General features: G+C 62.0%; 15 protein-coding genes. 10 read left to right on the forward strand and 5 right to left on the reverse strand.

The features are described from left to right. Window positions 1-246 precede the first annotated feature (246 nt). The gene (locus Q355_RS0107370) at window positions 247-543 is read left to right on the forward strand and encodes a hypothetical protein (RefSeq protein ID WP_027877207.1); all 297 of its coding nucleotides are present in this window, start codon (window positions 247-249) and stop codon (window positions 541-543) included. A 75-nt stretch (window positions 544-618) separates the two neighbouring features. Here the strand turns inward: Q355_RS0107370 and Q355_RS0107375 are convergent, their stop codons facing one another. Together Q355_RS0107375 and Q355_RS0107380 are read right to left on the reverse strand one after the other, a co-directional pair. After that, window positions 619-1251, reverse strand: coding sequence for a DUF92 domain-containing protein (locus tag Q355_RS0107375; protein WP_027877208.1), 633 nt, complete (start codon window positions 1249-1251; stop codon window positions 619-621). 260 nt (window positions 1252-1511) lie between these two features. After that, complete coding sequence (locus Q355_RS0107380) at window positions 1512-3764, reverse strand: RelA/SpoT family protein (protein ID WP_051529352.1); 2253 nt, start codon at window positions 3762-3764, stop codon at window positions 1512-1514. Between the two features lie 224 nt (window positions 3765-3988). Here Q355_RS0107380 and Q355_RS0107385 point away from each other — a divergent pair, with 224 nt between their 5' ends. Then, a complete protein-coding gene (locus Q355_RS0107385) occupies window positions 3989-5323 on the forward strand; it encodes a hypothetical protein (protein WP_027877210.1) in 1335 nt (444 codons plus the stop codon). A 458-nt stretch (window positions 5324-5781) separates the two neighbouring features. On the opposite strand, the gene Q355_RS0107395 is transcribed toward Q355_RS0107385, so the two are convergent. Both Q355_RS0107395 and Q355_RS0107400 read right to left on the reverse strand, forming a co-directional pair. Next, window positions 5782-6192, reverse strand: coding sequence for an acyl-CoA thioesterase (locus Q355_RS0107395; protein ID WP_027877211.1), 411 nt, complete (start codon window positions 6190-6192; stop codon window positions 5782-5784). 29 nt (window positions 6193-6221) lie between these two features. Beyond that, window positions 6222-8084, reverse strand: a complete 1863-nt coding sequence (locus tag Q355_RS0107400; RefSeq protein ID WP_027877212.1) for a phosphoenolpyruvate carboxykinase (GTP) — start codon at window positions 8082-8084, stop codon at window positions 6222-6224. Window positions 8085-8267: 183 nt separating this feature from the next. On the opposite strand from Q355_RS0107400, the gene Q355_RS0107405 reads away from it, so the two are divergent. From Q355_RS0107405 to Q355_RS0107440, 8 genes are all read left to right on the forward strand, one after another. Continuing rightward, the gene (locus tag Q355_RS0107405) at window positions 8268-8480 is read left to right on the forward strand and encodes a CDGSH iron-sulfur domain-containing protein (protein WP_027877213.1); all 213 of its coding nucleotides are present in this window, start codon (window positions 8268-8270) and stop codon (window positions 8478-8480) included. 35 nt (window positions 8481-8515) lie between these two features. Next, the gene (locus Q355_RS0107410; RefSeq protein WP_027877214.1) at window positions 8516-9499 is read left to right on the forward strand and encodes a P1 family peptidase; all 984 of its coding nucleotides are present in this window, start codon (window positions 8516-8518) and stop codon (window positions 9497-9499) included. Window positions 9500-9542: 43 nt separating this feature from the next. Then, window positions 9543-10739 carry a M20 family metallopeptidase gene (locus Q355_RS0107415; RefSeq protein ID WP_027877215.1) on the forward strand — a complete coding sequence of 399 codons (1197 nt, stop codon included), beginning with the start codon at window positions 9543-9545 and terminating at the stop codon, window positions 10737-10739. 310 nt (window positions 10740-11049) lie between these two features. Beyond that, the gene (locus tag Q355_RS0107420) at window positions 11050-12549 is read left to right on the forward strand and encodes an ABC transporter substrate-binding protein (protein WP_027877216.1); all 1500 of its coding nucleotides are present in this window, start codon (window positions 11050-11052) and stop codon (window positions 12547-12549) included. Window positions 12550-12624: 75 nt separating this feature from the next. Then, window positions 12625-13572 carry an ABC transporter permease gene (locus Q355_RS0107425; RefSeq protein WP_027877217.1) on the forward strand — a complete coding sequence of 316 codons (948 nt, stop codon included), beginning with the start codon at window positions 12625-12627 and terminating at the stop codon, window positions 13570-13572. 85 nt (window positions 13573-13657) lie between these two features. After that, a complete protein-coding gene (locus tag Q355_RS0107430; protein WP_027877218.1) occupies window positions 13658-14515 on the forward strand; it encodes an ABC transporter permease in 858 nt (285 codons plus the stop codon). Between the two features lie 11 nt (window positions 14516-14526). Continuing rightward, complete coding sequence (locus Q355_RS0107435; RefSeq protein ID WP_027877219.1) at window positions 14527-15318, forward strand: SDR family NAD(P)-dependent oxidoreductase; 792 nt, start codon at window positions 14527-14529, stop codon at window positions 15316-15318. A gap of 71 nt (window positions 15319-15389) precedes the next feature. Beyond that, window positions 15390-16589, forward strand: a complete 1200-nt coding sequence (locus Q355_RS0107440; protein ID WP_036258984.1) for an extracellular solute-binding protein — start codon at window positions 15390-15392, stop codon at window positions 16587-16589. 192 nt (window positions 16590-16781) lie between these two features. Here Q355_RS0107440 and Q355_RS0107445 read toward each other — a convergent pair whose 3' ends face one another. Continuing rightward, complete coding sequence (locus tag Q355_RS0107445) at window positions 16782-19271, reverse strand: cation-translocating P-type ATPase (protein WP_027877221.1); 2490 nt, start codon at window positions 19269-19271, stop codon at window positions 16782-16784. Window positions 19272-19286: the final 15 nt, after the last annotated feature.

The following is a 19286-nucleotide window of genomic DNA, read 5'->3' on the forward strand; positions in this document are numbered from 1 at the left end:
CTGACCAAGCGGGCTGGCGGTGATTGGAATTGAAGGGCGCTTCATAAGCCTGCGAATTGCCCACAATACAGTAGCAATGCACACTGCCATGGTAGGGCAAATACAAACGCCATGAGTTTAGCATTTCTTTAGCTGGGGCAAAGCTCAAACTGGACAGCGGCAGAAAAACCCCCCCCGATGGCGGAGCTGGCCGGTGAACCTCGAGCTGAGAACATTCCCCCCTACCTCCAGGGCGTATAATCAGCTATGAGAAAAATCGAAGCCATGTTACTTCAGCTCGAGCAAGAACTGGAAAGACAAATGTTCGGCTCGCCTGCCCAGCCCAACCTGGCCGAGGCCCGCCAGCTGCTGGAGACCCTAACCAAACAACTTGATCAGGCCATCATCTTCGACAAAACCATTCGGGCCGACCTCGAGCGCCAGCTCGAGTCGCTGCGCGAACTTCTGGAAAGCGCGCAGGTTCCTGCGGATCAGGCCAAACAGCGGCTGATGGATTTTCGCAACTTTTACCAGAAGAGCTTTGGCAGCGGCCAGATTGTGTAGGTCGGCGCGAACCCACCTGAGCAATTTTGCCAGCCGCTAAAACTGTCCTTGACTGGTTTTTTGCGTAGGTTTCCATCAGGCCAAAATTACGGCAAAAAACCCGCCCAGGGTGGTGGCCAGCAGGTTAGTCAGATCGTTGCCCCACCAGGCCAGGCGGTCTTCTAACAAACCCAGCACAGTATCGGCCAGAGCGCCAGCGGCGCCCCCCACCACCACCGCTACCACCGGTGCTTTGAGCCAGACTGCCCAGGGGGCAAAAAGCAGTGCCCCACCCAGCAGGGCCAGCGTGCCCAGCCCGCTAACCGCAGCGTTGGTTCCGCTTTCGACACGGCCTTTTAGCGGATGCCAGGCCCAGCGGCTTCGACTGCCCAGCTCGGTGGCCAGGGTATCGGCAGCTGCGGTTGCCAGCGCGGCCAGAAAAAAAGCGGGCGCCCCCAGGGCAATGCCTACTGCGGCTGGAAGCCCATTGGCCAGCACCTGGGAAGCCATGCGGCCCGAGCGGTCTCGGCTGGTGTGGTTAAGCCGGCTGGCCAGGCTACCCAGGGCCACAAAGAAGAGCACTGCCAGGGCTGCTGGAATTCCTCCCGCCCAGAGGGGAAGGCCCCCTACCAAAGCGGCGGCCCAGGAAGCCCCCGGCCTGAGCCAGCCCATTCGCTCGGCCAGCAGCCCGATTCCAAAAGCAATGGATAAAGCCAGGAAGGGATTCATCTAAGTGTCTCCATCAAGATGCGGTTCCGAAAGATCGCTTTAGGAATTGCGCCAGGCACGCATAGACTCATTCCGCGGGTTTTGCCAATTTACCCTGGCGCAACTTAAACCCCACACGAGGCCTGGCGTTAGGCTGCGGCCAGGGCCAACCAGCTGTGCGCGCGCCTGCAGGATCCCAAAGACCAAACGAACCGGGGAGAAGCCTGTGCTATTCACGCCGACCTACCCAGCGACCCCGTTCGCAGCGCGGTCTCGAAGCCCTACAGCACCTGCGACCAGCTGACCGAGCGCACGTTGGGCACGCTGCGCAAGCGCTCGTCCAGGGCTTTTTGCTCGCTTTCGCTCAGGTCTATGCGGGTGCTAATGCGAAACAGCGAGGAAAGCGGTGAAGTGGGGCTCGAGTTCACGCCCATGGCACTTTTGCCCATCCAGGCGATGGCATCCATAATGTCGCGCAGCAATCCGGCCCGGTCGTCGGCCAGCACCTCGAGCTGCATCACCCGGCCCAGCCCTTCCCAGTAGGCCAGCACTACCCGTCCGGGGTCCTGCTCCATCAGGCGGCGCAGGTTGGGGCAGCTTGCTTTGTGGATGCTGACGCCCCGCCCCCGGGTGATGTAGCCCAGAATGGCGTCGCCCTTGGCGGGCTCACAGCAGCTCGCCAGCTTGATGGGAACGTTCAGATTGGACTCCAGACGGATGCCCAGCTCACTTTTGACGGGCTTGGGCTTAGTGGCAGGGGTTTCGCTTTTGGGGGCCAGGATGCGGGCGACTTGTTGTGGTGCAACCCGTCCCCCTGCGATGGCTGCGTACAGGTCCTCTGGCGAAGAGCTTTTGATGAGCTTGCGCCCTACCTCCTCGAGCTGGCTCTCCAGAGGCCGGGGCGGGCCCCGTCGTTTGAAGTATTTTTCCAGCATCCGCGCGCCTTTTTCCAGGGTCTCGGCTCGCTCGAAAGCCCGGAAGTACATGCGGATTTTTTGCTTGGCCGAGCGGGTTTTGGCGTAGTCGATCCAGTCCTTGGAGGGGTGGGCCGTTTTGGCGGTGAGAATTTCCACAATCTCGCCGTTTTGCAGCTCGTAGCTGAGGGGCACGATGCGCCCATTGACCTTGGCCCCGACCATGCGGTGCCCCACCTCGGTGTGGATATGGTAGGCGAAGTCTACCGGGCTCGAGCCTTTGGGCAGGTTGATAATTTTCCCCTTGGGGGTGAAGACAAAAACCCGGCCCCCTAGTAGCTCCTTGGTAACGGCCTCGACAAAATCGCGCGAGCTGCTGTACTCCTGCTGCCAGTCCTGGATGCTTTTGAGCCAGCCCACCCGCCGCTTGAGGTCTTCGGGGTCGGTCACGCCCTCCTTGTAAAGCCAGTGCGCCGCAACGCCAAACTCGGCCACCCGGTGCATCTCCCTGGTGCGAATCTGCACTTCCAGCGGCAGCCCGTTTACGGCAATCACGGTGGTGTGCAGCGACTGGTAGCCGTTGGGCTTGGGTACCGCGATATAGTCCTTGACCCGGCCCGGGATGGGCTGCCAGAGGGCGTGTACCAGGCCCAGCACGTGGTAACAAACCTGCTTTTCGCGCAGCGCGTTTTCTTCCGGATCCTGGCTAGGGCGTGGCTCCAGGATGACCCGCAAGGCCAGCAGGTCGTAAATTTGCTCGATGGCCTTGCCGTCGCGCTCCATCTTCTTCCAGATGGAGAACAGGTGTTTGGTGCGACCTGTGATCTCGATTTTCTTGATGGACTGCTTGAGGATGAAGTCCCGTGCCAGGGCCTGCTCGAGCTTTTCTTTGGCTGCCTGCACGGCGGCCTCACGCTCGGCACGGTGGCTTTTGAGGCGGGCCTCGAGGGCCTGGTAATTCTCGGGGTCGAGGTAGCGGAAAGAAAGGTCTTCGAGCTCGAGCTTGATTTGTCCAATACCCAGGCGGTGGGCCAACGGGGCGTAGATTTCCAGGGTTTCGCGGGCAATGCGCTGCTGCTTGTGGGGGGGCATGAACTCCAGGGTGCGCAGGTTGTGTAGCCGGTCGGCCAGCTTGACGATGATGATGCGCACATCCTCGGCCATGGCGATAAACATCTGGCGCAGGTCTTCGGCGTGCTTTTCCTCGGCGGGTTTGTCCTCCTGTGCGGCGTGGGCCAGTTTGTAGAGCTTGGAAACCTTGGTCTCGCCCTCCACAATCCTTCGCACCGCTGCCCCAAAGCGCTCCTCAATCTCCTCAGGGCGCACCTGGGTATCCTCGACGGTGTCGTGCAAGAGCCCAGCCATGAGGGTCTCGGCATCCAGGCCCAGCTCGGCCAGGATTTGCGCTACCGCGACCGGGTGAACGATGTAGGGCTCTCCACTCTTGCGCTTTTGCCCTTCGTGGGCGACATAGGCAAACTCGAGCGCCCCCCGCACCTGGGCCCTGGCCGCATCAGGCAGGTAGTGAAGGTGAGGCTCGAGCTGTTGCCACAAGGCCTCAACTGCGGTATGCGCTGTGGGCGATAGAGGTGCCGCCGTTGGCTGGGTATGCTTGGTCATATCAAGGTTCCGGGTCTGCACAAGGCCAGCCCTTAGAGGACGCTTTTCTAAGTCTAGCATTTTGCCGAAAACTAGCCAATTAGAGCGCCAATGTGAGGAGCGCGATAAGCCTGGTCGGACCGCCTTCACCCTTCGCTTGGGGGCCTGCTTTTTTCAGGCTGCTGCCGTAAAGCGACCGCCCGTTTTTTGCGACAAATGCAACACCTCCACGGTAAACTGGTCGCATGTTGCGACTAAACCTGACAAATATCCTATCCGAACGCATCGGTGAGCAGGGCGTTGATTGGCCTGGGGCGCTGGCTGCCCACACTCAAAGCTTAGAGGCGGCCCGCGCTGCGCTGTGGCAGCGTAAGTCCGACCCTGCCGAGTTCCTGGGCTGGATTGACGTACCCGAAGATACCGAGACCCTGCGGCAGGTGTTGCGCTACCGCCAGGCCAATGCCTGGGTGCAAGACCTGGTGGTGCTGGGCATTGGTGGTTCGGCCCTGGGCGCTCAGGCGGTGAGTGCGGCTCTGGGTAAAGGCCCGGTGCGCCTGCATTTTGTAGATAACGTGGAGCCTGAGCCTATTCTGGCCTTGCTCCGTACCCTCGACCCTCACAAAACCCTGGTCAATGTGATTTCCAAGTCGGGCTCCACCGCCGAGACCATGGCGGCCTTTCTGGTGTTCCGGCAGTGGCTCGAGCTGGGCCTAACCGACTGGAAGAAACACGTGGTGGTCACCACCGACCCCGCCAAGGGTATTCTGCGCCCTTATGCCCAGGCCGAGGGCCTGACCGCTTTCGAGGTGCCACCTTCGGTGGGGGGACGCTTCAGCGTGACCTGCCCGGTGGGAACCTTGCCGCTGGCTTTTGCCGAGGTAGACCTCGAGGGCCTGCTGGCCGGGGCGCGCAAATCCAACGAGCAGGCCAGGGCTGCACTGGAACACAACCTGCCGGCCCAGACCGCGTTGATCCACCACCTGTTTAGTCGGAAGGGCAAAAACATCGTGGTTTTTATGCCCTACTCCACCCGCCTGCGCTACCTGCCGGACTGGTTCGTGCAACTCCACGACGAATCGCTGGGCAAGATGCGCGACCGAACGGGCCAGGAGGTTCGCACCGGCACCACCGCGGTGCGGGCCATCGGGACCACCGACCAGCACGCCCAGGTGCAGCTTTTCCGTGAGGGGCCGCACGATAAGCTCATCAACATCGTGCGCCTGTTGAACCCCAGCGAAAACCTCGAGATCCCGGCGGTGAAGGGTCTCGAGGCCCTCGATTACCTCTTCGGCAAGAGCTTCTTCGAGCTCCTGGACGCCGAGGCCAAAGCCACCGCCCACGCCCTGGCCAAAGCCAAGCAGCCCAACTACACCCTTACCCTGGAAAAACTCGACGCCTACAACCTGGGCTGGCTATTGCAACACCTGATGTGGCAGACCGCCTTCCTGGGGGAATTGTGGAACATCAACGCCTTCGACCAGCCCGGGGTGGAGCTCGGCAAGGAGTACACCTACGCCCTGATGGGCCGCAAGGGCTATGAGCCGCTGGCCCAGGAATTGCGCGCCGAAGGAGTGGAATAACCGCACTTCCGGGCTGCTTCCGGTGTAGAGGGGGGCTGGTACGAACCCCGCCTGAACCGTTGCGCTACGGGAAGGCGAGCGCAAGACGATCTCTACGGTTCCTTGCAGTGTCTCCATAGTTAAAATGCAAGATGCTGTTCCGAAAGATCGCTTTAGGAATTGCGCCAGGTACGCATAGACTCATCCAACTGGTTTTGCCAATCTACCCTGGCGCAACTGCTATCCACGCTTCAGGCGGGGGCCCCAGAAAAAAAGCAATCAAAAGGACTTCTTATACCAGATTCGGTTAGTTCGTCACCGAACGGTGACGAACTAACCCGACCGAAGGGAGTGCTCTAGGATTCAAAAAGATAGCCCCTTGATGTTTTTTGTTTGAAGAGTATCTTTTTGAATCCGGTATTATGAGCCGGTCGAAGCCGAACAGGTATGGGTTGTTCCACAACGGGATGCAAACGGGTTCAGCGCTCCAACAGCGCACGCATGGCCTGGGGTACCGGCTGGGGCTGGCGCGTTTGGGGGTGGGCGGCCACATAGATGACCTCCCCGCTAATCAGGTGCGCCTCACCCCGAAAGATGCCCAGCACAAACTGCATACTGCTGTTGCCGATGCGCCCTACCCGCACGCCAATCTCGAGCTCGTCGTCGTAGTGGGCCGGGGCGTGGTACTCCACGGTGGCCTTGACCACAAACAAATCCAGCCCAAAGCGCTCCACCGTGCTGGGGTAGGGGATGCCCAGAGCCCGCCAGAATTCGGTGATAGCTACGTCGAAATAGGTCAGGTAGTGCCCGTTAAACACGATGCCCTGAGGGTCGGTCTCGGCCCACCGCACCCGCAGGCGATGATAAAAGCCAAACTCGGACTTTAACAACTATGCCTCACCAGCGGCTTTAGGCTGCTTCAAGAATCGCTATCTTCCAGGCCCCCCACATCCCAGTGCTCGGGCGAGCGCCAGAGGTTGGAAATCAAGAGCTCGCGCATGGCCAGGAACTCCTTGGGCATCCGTTCGTATAGCTTGATGAAGAGTTCCTCGTGCGAGAGGATTTCCTTGAGCCACAGGTCGCGGTCGATGGCCATGAGCTCTTGGAATTGCTCTTTGCTGAAGTTCAGGCCGCGCCAGTCCAGGCTTTCGTAGTGGGGTACGTAGCCCAGAGGGCTTTCGGTAGCATAGCCCCGACCGTTAACCCGCTCCACAATCCACTTCAGCACCCGCATATTTTCGCCAAAACCCGGCCAAAGGTAGTTGCCATCCTTCCCCTTGCGGAACCAGTTCACGCTGAAGATGCGGGGGGGATCTACCACCCGGCGGCCCATATCCAGCCAGTGGTTGAAGTAGCTGGCCATGTGGTAGCCGATAAAAGGCAGCATAGCGAAGGGGTCGCGGCGCACCTCGCCGATCTGGCCGAAGGCGGCAGCGGTCATCTCCGAGCCCATTGTGGCGCCCAGGTACACCCCAAACGACCAGTTGAAGCTCTGATACACCAGCGGTACCACCGTGGCCCGCCGTCCGCCGAAGATGAAGGCCTTGATGGGCACCCCTTTGGGGTTTTCCCACTCGGGGTCAATGACCGGGTTCTGGCTGGCCGGGGCGGTAAAGCGGGCGTTGGGATGGGCCGCTTTGCGCCCACAGTCGGGGGTCCACTCGTTGCCCTGCCAGTCAATGGCTTTGGCCGGGGGCGGGCCGTCCATACCCTCCCACCACACGTCGCCCTCGGGGGTGAGGGCCACGTTGGTGAAGATGGTATTGGCCTTGATGGTTTCCATGGCGTTGGGGTTGGTGGCGTAGGAGGTGCCGGGTGCTACCCCGAAGTACCCGGCTTCGGGATTGATGGCGTAAAGTCGTCCGTCGGGGCCCGGTTTGATCCAGGCGATGTCGTCGCCTACGGTGGTCACTTTCCAGCCTTCTTCCTGGAAGGGCTTGGGCGGGATCAGCATGGCAAAGTTGGTCTTACCGCAAGCGCTGGGGAAAGCGGCCGCTACATAGGTTTTCTGGCCTTTGGGATCTTCGACCCCCAGGATCAGCATGTGCTCGGCCAGCCAGCCTTCGTCGCGCCCGATCACGCTGGCAATCCGCAGGGCCAGACATTTTTTACCCAGCAGGGCGTTGCCACCGTACCCCGAACCATAGCTCCAGATGCTGCGCTCCTCGGGAAAGTGCACGATGTATTTGACCTTGGGGTTGCAGGGCCAGGGGACATCTTTTTGTCCTGGCTCGAGGGGCATGCCCACCGTGTGCATGCAGGGCACAAAGTCGCCATCCTCGCCCAGCACATCGTAGACGGCTTTGCCCATGCGGGTCATGATGCGCATGTTCACCACCACATAGGCCGAGTCGGTAATCTCGATGCCGATGTAGCTGATGGGAGAGCCCAGCGGCCCCATGCTGAAGGGCACTACGTACATGGTGCGGCCCCGCATGCAGCCATCGAAGAGGCCCTGTAAGGTGGCGTGCATTTCTTTGGGGTTGACCCAGTTGTTGGTGGGGCCGGCGTCTTCTTTGTTGATAGAGCAGATGAAGGTGCGATCCTCTACCCGTGCAACGTCGCTAGGGTCGGAACGGGCCAGAAAACTGTTTGGGCGTAGCTCGGGGTTGAGCCGTATAAACGTACCGGCTTCAACGAGCTGGTCGCACAGGGCGTTGTACTCCTCTTCGGAGCCGTCGCAAAAGTGCACGGCATCGGGCTTACACAGGGCTACGGCCTCGGTGATCCAGTGCTTAACTCGCTCGCTCTTGATGTAGGAAGGGAACTCGAGGTTTTGCATATTGTCCTTTACTCTAACGGTTGTCCCAAGATATTTCACGGGCATTGGGGTTCCTCCTCTGGCAGGCCGACGACTTTGATAAATCTATCACTAGCCTTCGGAATCAGTCTTCACTACAAACTTGTAATTCAGTAGGGGCAATCGCCCCGCCTTGGGCGAAATGGCAGAGTCTAAACTGGGTTTATGAAAATCCGCTTGCGCGAAAACGGCTCGCTGGTGATCGACCTGCCCGAGGGCAGCAAGTTTGTGCTTAATGGAGAAGAGCGGGTTTTAGAGCGAGCCAAGCTGGCTTTGTGCCGCTGTGGCCACTCGGAATGCAAACCGTTTTGCGATGGAAGCCATAAGCGGGTGGGTTTTGTGGCGGAGGGGGGAGAGTTGGAAATAGAACTGCAATAGGCTGAGCAGGGTTTTTTGTTATGCTGGTGGCGCACATGAAACCTGGCCCTCTAAACGCCATTACCGATGTTCCCGGTATTCAGGTAGGCCACTTTACCGACCTGGACAACCTTACGGGTGTTACTGTCATCTTTCCCCAGAACGGGGCAGTGGCGGGGGTGGATGTGCGCGGCAGCGCGCCCGGTACCCGCGAAACCGACCTGTTGAACCCGGTTAACCTTGTTGAGCAGGTACAGGCCGTGGTGCTCTCGGGGGGGAGCGCCTATGGCCTCGAGGCGGCCGCAGGGGTGATGCGCTGGCTCGAGGAGCAGGGCAAGGGCTATCCGGTGGGTAACGCCGTCGTGCCCATTGTGCCAGCCGCGGTGATTTTCGACCTGCTGGTAGGCAGCCCTACCGTGCGCCCCAGCGCCCTGTACGGCTACCAGGCGGCCCAGAACCTGAAGGGGGGGCCGGTCGAGCAGGGCGTGGTGGGGGTGGGCACGGGGGCGCGGAACGGTGGTCTGAAGGGCGGCACCGGCACGGCCAGCCTCGAGCTGCCCGGCGGGGTGGTGGTGGGGGCTATCGTGGCGGCCAATGCCTACGGACAGGCCCACGACCCCATAACGGGCGAGCTTTATGCGCGTTTCTTAGAGCAAAACGGCGAGTTCAAGCTCAAACACCCCCCCCGGCCCCTATCGGCCCCAGACTACAGCGATCTTTTCACGACCTCTTTAGTGCCCAGCAATACCGTAATTGGATGCGTAGCCACCAACGCCCGCCTGAGCAAAGCCCAGGCCCAAAAGGTAGCCCAGATGGCCCATGACGGCATTGCCAGGGCCGTTTTCCCAGCCCATACCATGTTCGATGGCGATGTGATTTTTTGTCTGGCTACGGGGGAGGTGGAAATTGCAGGCCCTGCCGAACTCAGCCGCCTGGGTGCGGTGGCCGCCGATGTGTTTGCCAGGGCGCTGGTGCACGGGGTGCTGCAGGCCTATTCGGTGGGCGGGCTGGTTTCCTACCGCGACCTGTACGAAAAATAGGCGCAAAGAGGGATTTCTTGCGACCGCTTTGCCGGGAAGAACAATGGATCAAAACAACCTTGCCCTTCAAGCTGCCCAGGCCGTAGACACCGCCGAACTGGTGCGCCTGACCCAGGCGCTCGTTCGCATCGCCAGCTACTACCCAGGGCCGGGCGAGCAGCCGGTGGTGGATTTTTTGGAGTCCTACCTGCGCCAGCGCGGCTTCCAGACCACTGTGCAGGAGGTGGTTCCAGGCCGCCCCAACCTGATTGCCGACCTGGGGCAAGGTTCCGGCGGGCTGATTCTGGAGGGCCATAGCGATGTGGTCACGCATGGCAATCCCGAGCAGTGGACGGTTCCCCCCTACGAAGCCCGGATCCTGGACGGCAAGATTTACGGGCGCGGAGCCTGCGATATGAAAGGCGGGCTGGCAGCGGCCATCTGTGCGGCAGTAGCGGTACAAAAGGTGCTGGGCCAGCCCCGCAAAACCCTGCGGCTGTGCATCCCCTGTGATGAAGAAGGCCTGATGATCGGGATCAAGGCTTTTATCCGGGCGGGCTATGCCGAAGGCTTCGCCGGGGCGATTATCTGCGAGCCGGAAGAAAACCAGGTCTGCTTGTGGCAAAAGGGCGCCATGCGGGTCTGGGTGCATTTTCGGGGAAAGATGGCCCACGGGGCCATGCCCTATGCCGGAGCCAATCCCATCCCCTCGGCGGCCCGCTTTGTGGCGGCGCTGGGCGGGCTGCAAGCCGCTTTGCAAAGCGAAAGCCAGCACGAATACCTGGGCCTGCCCTGGCTGACCCCGACGGTCTTCGAGGCAGGGGCAGGGGAGGGGCAGCTCAACGTGATCCCCGATCGGGTGCGGGTAGGGCTGGACATCCGCACCAACCCCGGCCAGGATCACCGGGCCCTCGAGGCCCGGCTTCGGCAAGTGCTGGAAGAGAGCCTGGGGGCCGGTGTAAGCGCAACCCTCGAGGTCTTTGAAGTCCGCCCCGCCAGCGAAACCCCGCGCGACGCTGCGCTGGTGCAAGCGGTAGAACAAGGCTTGCAGCTGCTGCAGATGCCTGTTCGTTACGGTGGGGTGCCAGGGGCTACCGATGGCACTTTTTTGTGGGCCTGGGCCGGCTTGCCTGTTGTAACCATTGGGCCAGGGAGTCGTACCGTTCCACACCAGGTTGATGAGCACATCGAGATTGAAGAGCTGATTGCAGCCGCCAGGCTTTATGCTGCTGTCGCTGTGCTGATGCTGCGGGATGCGTAGAGCAGCCTTCGGCAAGGTGCAATCCCCATCATGAAAAGGGCTCTACGGGCTTATTTTTGCTGCGAGCAGCGGGAAGACCGCGATAATTGCTGCACTGCGGGGCGATAATCCCGTTTGCCAACCCCCTGGTTTTCGTGTTATTGTCTACTTGCGAGCGGTGCCGAAAAAAGCGTATCGGTAAGGCTTTTTTCGGATCGGGAGGGTGGAGAAGACCCAACTGATGTTCTGGTGGGACTCGTGATACCGAGCCCACCCGCGCGACGCGGCCATAAATCGCGACATTCCCATATAAAAAATAGGAGGAATCGTGATGAAACGTTGGTTGCTTATAGGCGTGTTGGCCTTGGCTGGCCTGGCTTGGGCGCAGCAGCGCGGTGGTTCCATTACCATCGCTATCCAAACTGAACCCGCAGCCTGGGATCCGACCCAGGTAGCGGGTGCGGATATCTCCCGCGTGGTCTACGACAATGTGCTACAAGGGCTGGTCAAGCGCAACCCCAAAGGCGAGATCGTGCCCTCGCTGGCTACGCGCTGGACGGTGTCCAACTCCGGCCTGACCTATACCTTTACCCTGCGCCAGGGGGTGAAGTTCCACGACGGTTCCGACTTCACCGCCCAGGATGTGCTGGCTAAGTTTAACCGGGCCCGCAACCCCGATACCCGGGCCTCGGGCCACCTGCGCCCCGACCTTTACCGCGATATCGTCAACATCACCAGCCCCAACCCCAACACGGTGGTGTTTAGCCTGCGCCAGCCCAACAACGACTTTCTTTTCATCCTCTCGCGCCCCGAGTCGCTGATTGGCCCCCGGCAGCGGCCTCTGGCCGAGCAGCGGGTGCAGCCCATTGGCACCGGCCCCTTCCGTTTTGCAGCCTGGGAGCGGGGCGTGGCGGTGCGGCTCGAGCGCAACCCCAACTACTACCTGCAGGGCCTGCCCTACCTGGATCGGGTCAACTTCCGCTTCCTGGGCGATGGGGATGCCCAGCTGGCCGGTCTGCGGGCTGGCGACCTGGACGTAATTGCCTATAGCTTGTTGCCCGAAAACGCGGTGGTGCTCTCGCGCGACCCCAACTTCAAAGTCTTTTCTGGTTCGGCTACCGCCGAGGCGGTGGCTGGTTTCAACAACAGCCGCCCGCCCTTCAACGATGTGCGGGTGCGGCGGGCCATCACCCTGGCCACCAACAAGGACGAACTAATCCAAGGGGCCATGCTGGGCTACGGCACCAAAATCGGCTCCATGCGCTCGCCCGGCGAAGCCTGCTATGTGGATCTGAGCAACTTCAACGCCTACAACCCCGATGAGGCCCGCCGCCTGCTGGCCGAGGCCGGTTTTACCAACCAGAACCCCCTGCGCTTTACCTTCAACCTGGCCGCCGAGTTCCCTTACGAGCGCCGCATTGGCGAGGCCATGGTGGCCCAGCTCAACAAACTGGGGCCGCTGCAGGTCACCATCCAGGTCACCGACTTCAACACCTGGCTGCAGCGGGTCTTCCGTCAGGCCGACTATGCCATGACCATTATCGGCCACGTGGAAGCCAACGATATTGGCAACTACGCCAACCCCAACTACTACTGGCGCTACAACAGCCCCCGTTTCCAGCAGCTTTTCACCCAGTACCTGCGGGCCCCCAACCAGACCAAAGCCTGCGAGGCCCTGGCCGCCGCCCAGCGCCTACTGGCTGAGGATGCCGCTGGGGTTTGGGTCATGAGCCTGCCCGCGCTGGGCGCTTATCGAGCCCGCATTCAGAACTGGCCCGACGGTTTCCTGACCCCCGCCATCAGCGTGGCCGAGGTGTGGGTACGGCAGTAGCCTGTAAGCCTTAGCTTTGAGGGTCGAGTGTCAAGGGCGTTTCGGCTCTAGAACCTCGGCCCTCGAGCCTTGACTATGTTTGCCTACACGGTTCGCCGCCTGGGTTTTGCCCTCGTCACCTTGTGGTTGGCGACGCTGCTGGTCTTTGCTGCACTGCTGCTGATTCCTGGCAACCCAGCCCAGGCCATTCTGGGCATTGATGCAACCCCGGCTGACCTGGAAGCCCTCGAGGCCCGTTTAGGGCTGGATAAACCCCCCCTCGAGCGCTACCTGAGCTGGCTGGGCGGGGTGCTGCGGGGCGACCTGGGACAGTCGATTCGTTATGAGCGGCCCATCTCCGAACTTATCGTGGCCCGGCTGGGGATTACCTTGCCCATTGTGGTGGCTTCGCTGCTGTTGGCCACGCTTATTGCAGTACCGCTGGGCATCCTGGCGGCCCGCAGGGCCGGAAGCCCAATAGACCTGGGTATTTCGGTGGTCTCGCTGGTGGGGATTGTGCTGCCCTCGTTTTGGGTGGGGCTGATGTTTATCTACATCTTTATCGTCTGGCTCAAGCTGCCGTTGCCTACCAGTTTTCCTATTGGGGGCTGGGAGAACCCCCAGCGGGCCTTGCTGGCCCTGGTGCTGCCGGTGCTGACCGTGGCCCTGGCCAGTGCTTCGTTTCTGGTGCGGCTGGTGCGGGGGAGTGTGCTCGAGGTGCTCTCGCAGGACTTTATCCGTACCGCCCGGGCCAAGGGGCTAACAGAGCGGGTGGTGCTGTACAAGCATGCCCTGCGCAACGCGGCCTTGCCGGTGGTCACGGTGCTGGGCCTCGAGTTCGCCAGCTTGCTTATCGCCACGGTGGTGGTGGAGACGGTCTTCGGGATTCCGGGCCTGGGCTCGCTCTCGCTTACCGCCATCAGCGCGCGCGACTACCCCCTGGTGCAGGCGGTGGTGCTGGTGATAGCGGCTTTTATTGTGCTGATGAACCTGCTGGTGGACTTGCTGTATGGTTTGCTGGATCCGAGGGTGAGCTATGCGTGAAGGGCGGCCCCCCATCCCCCGGCCCCTTCCTCCCAAGGGGAGGAAGGGGTGGCTGAAGATGTCTGCTGGAGGCCGAGAGTGAGTTATGCGTAGCCAGGCTGTCCCATCGAAAACCTCCAGGAGATCATCTGGTTGGGCCAAGCTGCCCATTGCGCTAAAGGTGGGTTCTTTCCTGATTCTGCTGGTTTTGTTGATGGTGCTGGCCAGCTCACTCAACCCCACCGACCCCAACGCCACCACCCCCAGCCGTCTGGCCCCCCTTTTTTCCCCCGGACACCCCCTGGGCACCGACATCCTGGGGCGCGATACCCTGGCTAGGGTGCTGGCGGGGGCCCAGAATGCCCTTTATGTGGGCCTGATTGCGGTGGGTATCGGGCTTTCGGTGGGGCTTTTGCTGGGTGTGCTGGCAGGGTATTTGGGCGGCTGGCTCGACCAGATTCTGTCGGTGTTGCTGGAAACGCTGTATGCCCTCCCGGCCCTGCTCATCGCCCTGCTGCTGGCTGCTATTTTCAACCCCGGCGTGACCACCTCGATGGTGGCCATCGGTCTGGCCGCAGTGCCAGCTTTTGCCCGGGTGGCCCGGGCCGGCGTGTTGTCGGTCAAGGCCCTGCCCTATATCGAGGCTGCAAGAGCTCTGGGCATGGGCAGTGGGCGCATTATGCTGCGGCACGTGCTCCCTAACATCATCGGGCCCCTGGTGGTGCAGGCCAGCCTGGCTTTTGCGGTAGCAATTCTGGCCGAGGCCGCGCTCTCGTACCTGGGTTTGGGCACCCAGCCCCCCAACCCCAGCTGGGGCCGGATGCTGCGCGAGGCCCAGAGCTACCAGGAACTCACGCCTTATCCGGTAATTTTCCCTGGTTTGGCGATTGGTCTGGCGGTGCTGGGCTTCAACCTGCTGGGTGATGGGCTGCGGGATTACCTGGATCCGAGAAAAAGAAGCTGAAAGAGGTTGCTATGAACTACGCAGACATGTTTCGGCTCGACGGCAAAGTGGCACTGGTGGTGGGGGGAGGTTCGGGGATTGGGCAGGCCTCTTGCGAGGCCCTGGCGGCCCAGGGGGCTACCGTGGTGGTGGCAGACCTGAAGGCCGAACTGGCCGCCGAGACCGCCGGCCGGATTGAGGCCAACGGGGGCCGGGCCGAAGCCGATGTGGTCAACATTACCAATGCGGAAGGGGTAAAGGGGCTAATCCAGGGCATTCTGGAGCGGCATGGGCGGCTCGATGTGGCCGTAACCACCCCCAGCATCAATGTCCGCAAGCCCATCCTGCACTACTCGAGCGAGGAGTTTGACCGGGTGGTAAGCGTCAACCTCAAGGGCACTTTTAATGTGCTCACCGAGGCAGGCCGGGCCATGGCCGAACAGGGCTCGGGCTCGCTGATTGCTTTTTCCTCTATTCGTTCGCAGGTGGTGGAGCCGGGGCAGTCGGTTTACGCCATGACCAAAGCGGGTACCGTCCAGCTCGTCCGGGGTTTGGCGGTGGAGTTGGGCCCTAAAGGGGTGCGGGCCAACGCCATTGGGCCAGGCGTGATTGACACCCCGCTTACCGCCCCCATCAAGAGCAAGCCCGACTGGTACCGCGCCTATGCCGAGCGCAACATCCTGCGGCGCTGGGGCCGCCCTGAGGAGGTGGCGGCAGCGGTGGCTTTTCTGGCTTCGCCGGCGGCTTCCTACATCACGGGCGCCATCTTGTTTGTGGACGGGGGCTGGACAGCCATTGATGGGCGCTTTGACCCACCGCTGTAGCGTTGTCCGCTTGGCGGGTGCGCCTTCAGGGTGTGTTCAGAAAGTGGCACTAAACTAAGCTGGTGAACGCTGTGCTTCTACGTCTGCTGCTGGTGGGTCTACTGAGCGGGGTGGCTGTTGCCCAAAGGCCTGTTGATATCGCATTCTGGCACACCCTCGAGTCCCCCGGGCGGGAGGCGCTGGAAAAAATTGTGGCGGATTTCAACGCTCGACAACGCGACTATCGCGTGGTAGCGCAGCATGTGGGCGACCTGCGCGAAGGGGGGTTCAAACTAACCGCGGCCCTTCGGGCAGGCAATGCGCCCCAGCTTTACTATGGCGAGGTTTCGTTTGTGAGCCGGGCAGTACAGGAAAACCTGGCCCTGCCTCTGGACGAATACCTGGGGGCTTTGCCCAACGACTTCTATCCCGGCTTGCTCGAGACCGGACGCTTTAGGGGCCGAACCTACGCCCTGCCGGTGGAGCTACACCTGCCGGTGCTGTTCTTCAATGCCGACCAACTGGCCGCCCGCCGCCTGAACCCACCCCAAAGCTGGGAGACCCTGGCCAGTACCGCCCAGCAGCTTACCACCCGTTCGGCCAAAGGGCTGATGGTGGTGAGCGATGTCTACAGTTTTAATGCACTCGTGATGAGCCAGGGTGGGCAACTCGTGCGCGAGGGCCGGCCCAACTTTACCGATGCCAGGGTGGTGCAGAGCCTCGAGTACCTGCAAAACCTGGTGCGCTCGGGGTATGCGGTGAGCCGCAACATCGCCGAGGCCCAGTTTGCCATGGTGGATTTTGTGCGCACCAAGGTGTTTATGGGGGTTGCGCCCATTACCGTCTGGCCCACCCTGGAAAAACGTACCCCCATTCCATTCCGGCTGGGGGTGGCCCCCCTACCCCGCACGCCCGACGGCAAGCTACCGCTGGCCGGGGGCAACCTGATGGTGCTGCGCGGCGCCAGCGAGGCCCAGGCCAGAGGGGCGGTGGCCTTGTGGCGCTACTGGATGGAGCCTGCCACCCAAGCCGAATGGGTCAAAGCGACCTACTGCCTCCCCTTGCGCCGTTCGACCCAGCCCTTGCTGGAGGATTTCTACCGCGAAGACCCCCGCCGCCGGGTGGTGCTGGGGGGCCTCGAGCAGGCCGCCACCTGGGTGCAAGACCCCGAGGTGACCCTCTGGTATGGGTTTTTGGAGGAGGCCCTCGAGCGCGTCTTGAAGGGCAACGCCAACCCCCGCCAGGCCCTGGAAGAGGCCCAGCGCAAGGCTCTGACGGTGGAGCGCCGCTAGCGCGTTTCAGTGAACGGTTTTTGTTGTGGTGGAGCATCCCTCATGCTCTTTGGGCTTTTGTGGAGGGTGCGACAATAAATCTGCTTGATTTTACTTATTTTGGAGCCCCCACCCGAAGCGCCGCAACTCGCAGCAGTCGTAACGGACGAGCTTTTGACAGCGCTTAGCGGAACGCTTTGAGCGGGGTTCATATCAGTCGATAGCGACAAGGGGGCGGGTGGGGTGGTTGTTGCGCCAGAAGAGACGGCTGGTCAGCTCGGCCAAGCCCCAGGCCAGTAGGGCCGTACCCAGCAGCACCCCCCACAGCAGCAGCGGCAAGGGAACCAGATCCAGCGCAACGATGCTGGCCGGCAGCATACCCGCCGCGAATTGCATGGCCATACCCAGCAGCACCGCGGCGTGCAGCCACAGGTTGGGCAGGGGGAACAGGTGGGTGTGGCGGGCCGGGTAAGCGAAGAAAAGCTGGCCGATGGCCATGAAGTGGAAGGCCGTGCTGCGGGTGGCCTCGAGGCTATACCCGAAGCGTGGTAGCAAGCCCAGCAGCCCCAGCGCACACATCGCCTTGATGCTGCCGCTCACCAGCACAAAGCGCAAAGAAACCCGATCCAGCAGAGGGGCATGTGGCGGGCGAGGCGGATGTTGCATCACACCGGGGTTTTTGTCCAGGGTGAGGGCCAGGGCTGGCAGGCCGTCGGTAATCAGGTTGATCCACAGAATCTGCACGGCTGTAAGCGGCAGAAGCAAGGCCCCGGTGGCGTCGCGTAGGTTCAGCAGGGCCGCGGCAAGAGCCCCGATGGCCACCACCAGCACCTCGGACAGGTTGGTGGAGAAGAGGAAGCGGATGAATTTCTGGATGTTCTCGTAGATATTGCGCCCTTCCTCGATGGCCGCTACGATGGTGGCAAAGTTGTCATCCAGCAGCACCAGGTCGGCCACCTCGCGGCTCACGTCCGAGCCGCGCTGCCCCATGGCCACGCCCACGTCGGCGCGTTTGAGGGCGGGGGCGTCGTTCACGCCGTCGCCGGTCATGGCCACCACCTCGCCGCTGGACTGGAGCAGCTCCACCAGCTTTAGCTTGTGCTCGGGGGAGACCCGGGCGAATACATTCACCTCGCGTACTGCCTGAGCCAGGGCCTGGGGGGTGTATTCTTCTAGGTCGCTGCCGGTGATGACCCGCTCGCCCGGAATCCCGATCTGATGGGCGATGGCCAGCGCGGTGGCCGGATGGTCGCCCGTGACCATCAAAACCCGGATACCGGCTTCCTGGGCCTTGCGGATGGCCTCGGGCACCTCGGGCCGGGGCGGATCCCAGAACAGCACCAGGCCCAAAAATTGCAGGTTTTCTTCAGTTTCGCCGGCAGCCCAGGCCACCCCCAGCACCCGGTAGCCCTCGGCAGCATAGGCCAGGGCTTTCTCGAGCCAGGACTGCTGTTCGTCTGGGGGCAGGCTCGAGCGCCCCAGCAACACTTCGGGGGCGCCCTTGAGATAGCTTTGCAGGCCCTTTGGACTCTGCACTGTGACCCGCTGGAACTTGTGGCTGCTCTCGAAGGCCCGTTCGGAGTGGCGGGGGTGGTACTGCCGCAGGGCTTCTACATCCACTCCCTTCTGCTCCACAAAGTTCAGCAGGGCCAGATCCATGGGGTCGCCGATGCCGTGGTCGGCGTCGTTGGCCAAGGCCAGGGCGGTGTGGGCCAGAGCGGGGTCGGGGCTATCCAGGGCCCGTACCTCCATGCGGTTTTCGGTGAGGGTGCCGGTTTTGTCGGTGGCGATGACCGTAACCGAGCCCAGGGCCTCCACGGCCGAGAGTTTGCGTACTACTGCTTTGCGCCCGGCCATGCGCTCCACCCCCAGCGAGAGCGTGAGGGTTAGCACCGCCGGCAACCCCTCGGGCACCGCAGCCACCGCCAAGGCCACCGCAAACAGAAAGACCTGTGGGAGCCGGCCCACCCCCTCGGTAAACAGGCCCAAGAGCACCAGCAGCCCGGCCAGCAGCAACACCCAGCGGGCCACCTGGTTGCCGAAGCGGTGGAGGTCGTGCTCGAGCGGTGTGGGCTCGGCCTTAATCTCACCCAGAAGGGTAGCGAGCTTGCCCAGCGCGCTCTCGGGGCCGGTGCGCTGCACCTCGGCAAAGGCCTTGCCCCGCACCAGTAGGGTCCCGCTAAACAGTTCCTGACCCGCTTCTTTTTCCACCGGGAGGCTCTCGCCGGTCAAGACCGACTCGTCTAAAAGCGGGTTGCCTTCCAGCACGGTTACATCGGCAGGAACGCGGTCGCCGGCCTCGAGCCGCACCAGGTCGCCCGGCACCAGCTCGCGGCTGGGGCGCTGCACCCACACCCCATCGCGCTCGACCCAGACCAGGGGGCTGGATAGCCGCTTGAGCTTATGCAGGGCCGCTTCCGACTTGCGTTCCTGCCAGGTGCCCAGCCCGGCGTTGAGCAGCAGAATCAGGCCAATCACCACGGACTCCAGCGGCCAGCCATGCCGACCCTCGAGCCACCACACCGCAAAATCCACCGCCAGGGCAAACAGCAGGATGTAGATCAGCGGACTTTTGAACTGCTGCAAAAACCGGCGCCACAGCGGCTCGGGAGGTTTCTCGGGTAGGGCGTTGGGGCCGTGGCTGTGCAGACGTCTTCGGGCTTCGGATTCGCTCAGGCCGGAAAAGGATGGCTCAACATACATGGTGGCCCTCCAAAC

It is taken from the genome of Meiothermus cerbereus DSM 11376 (assembly GCF_000620065.1).
Lineage (GTDB): Bacteria > Deinococcota > Deinococci > Deinococcales > Thermaceae > Meiothermus > Meiothermus cerbereus.

Coding starts and splice junctions, on each gene's coding strand:
- Q355_RS0107420 (WP_027877216.1), top strand. CDS start 11,050: ATGAAACGTTGGTTGCTTATAGGCGTGTTGGCCTTGGCTGGCCTGGCT.
- Q355_RS0107375 (WP_027877208.1), bottom strand. CDS start 1,251: ATGAATCCCTTCCTGGCTTTATCCATTGCTTTTGGAATCGGGCTGCTG.
- Q355_RS0107410 (WP_027877214.1), top strand. CDS start 8,516: ATGAAACCTGGCCCTCTAAACGCCATTACCGATGTTCCCGGTATTCAG.
- Q355_RS0107435 (WP_027877219.1), top strand. CDS start 14,527: ATGAACTACGCAGACATGTTTCGGCTCGACGGCAAAGTGGCACTGGTG.
- Q355_RS0107385 (WP_027877210.1), top strand. CDS start 3,989: ATGTTGCGACTAAACCTGACAAATATCCTATCCGAACGCATCGGTGAG.
- Q355_RS0107425 (WP_027877217.1), top strand. CDS start 12,625: ATGTTTGCCTACACGGTTCGCCGCCTGGGTTTTGCCCTCGTCACCTTG.
- Q355_RS0107370 (WP_027877207.1), top strand. CDS start 247: ATGAGAAAAATCGAAGCCATGTTACTTCAGCTCGAGCAAGAACTGGAA.
- Q355_RS0107405 (WP_027877213.1), top strand. CDS start 8,268: ATGAAAATCCGCTTGCGCGAAAACGGCTCGCTGGTGATCGACCTGCCC.
- Q355_RS0107380 (WP_051529352.1), bottom strand. CDS start 3,764: ATGACCAAGCATACCCAGCCAACGGCGGCACCTCTATCGCCCACAGCG.
- Q355_RS0107445 (WP_027877221.1), bottom strand. CDS start 19,271: ATGTATGTTGAGCCATCCTTTTCCGGCCTGAGCGAATCCGAAGCCCGA.
- Q355_RS0107430 (WP_027877218.1), top strand. CDS start 13,658: ATGCGTAGCCAGGCTGTCCCATCGAAAACCTCCAGGAGATCATCTGGT.
- Q355_RS0107400 (WP_027877212.1), bottom strand. CDS start 8,084: ATGCAAAACCTCGAGTTCCCTTCCTACATCAAGAGCGAGCGAGTTAAG.
- Q355_RS0107415 (WP_027877215.1), top strand. CDS start 9,543: ATGGATCAAAACAACCTTGCCCTTCAAGCTGCCCAGGCCGTAGACACC.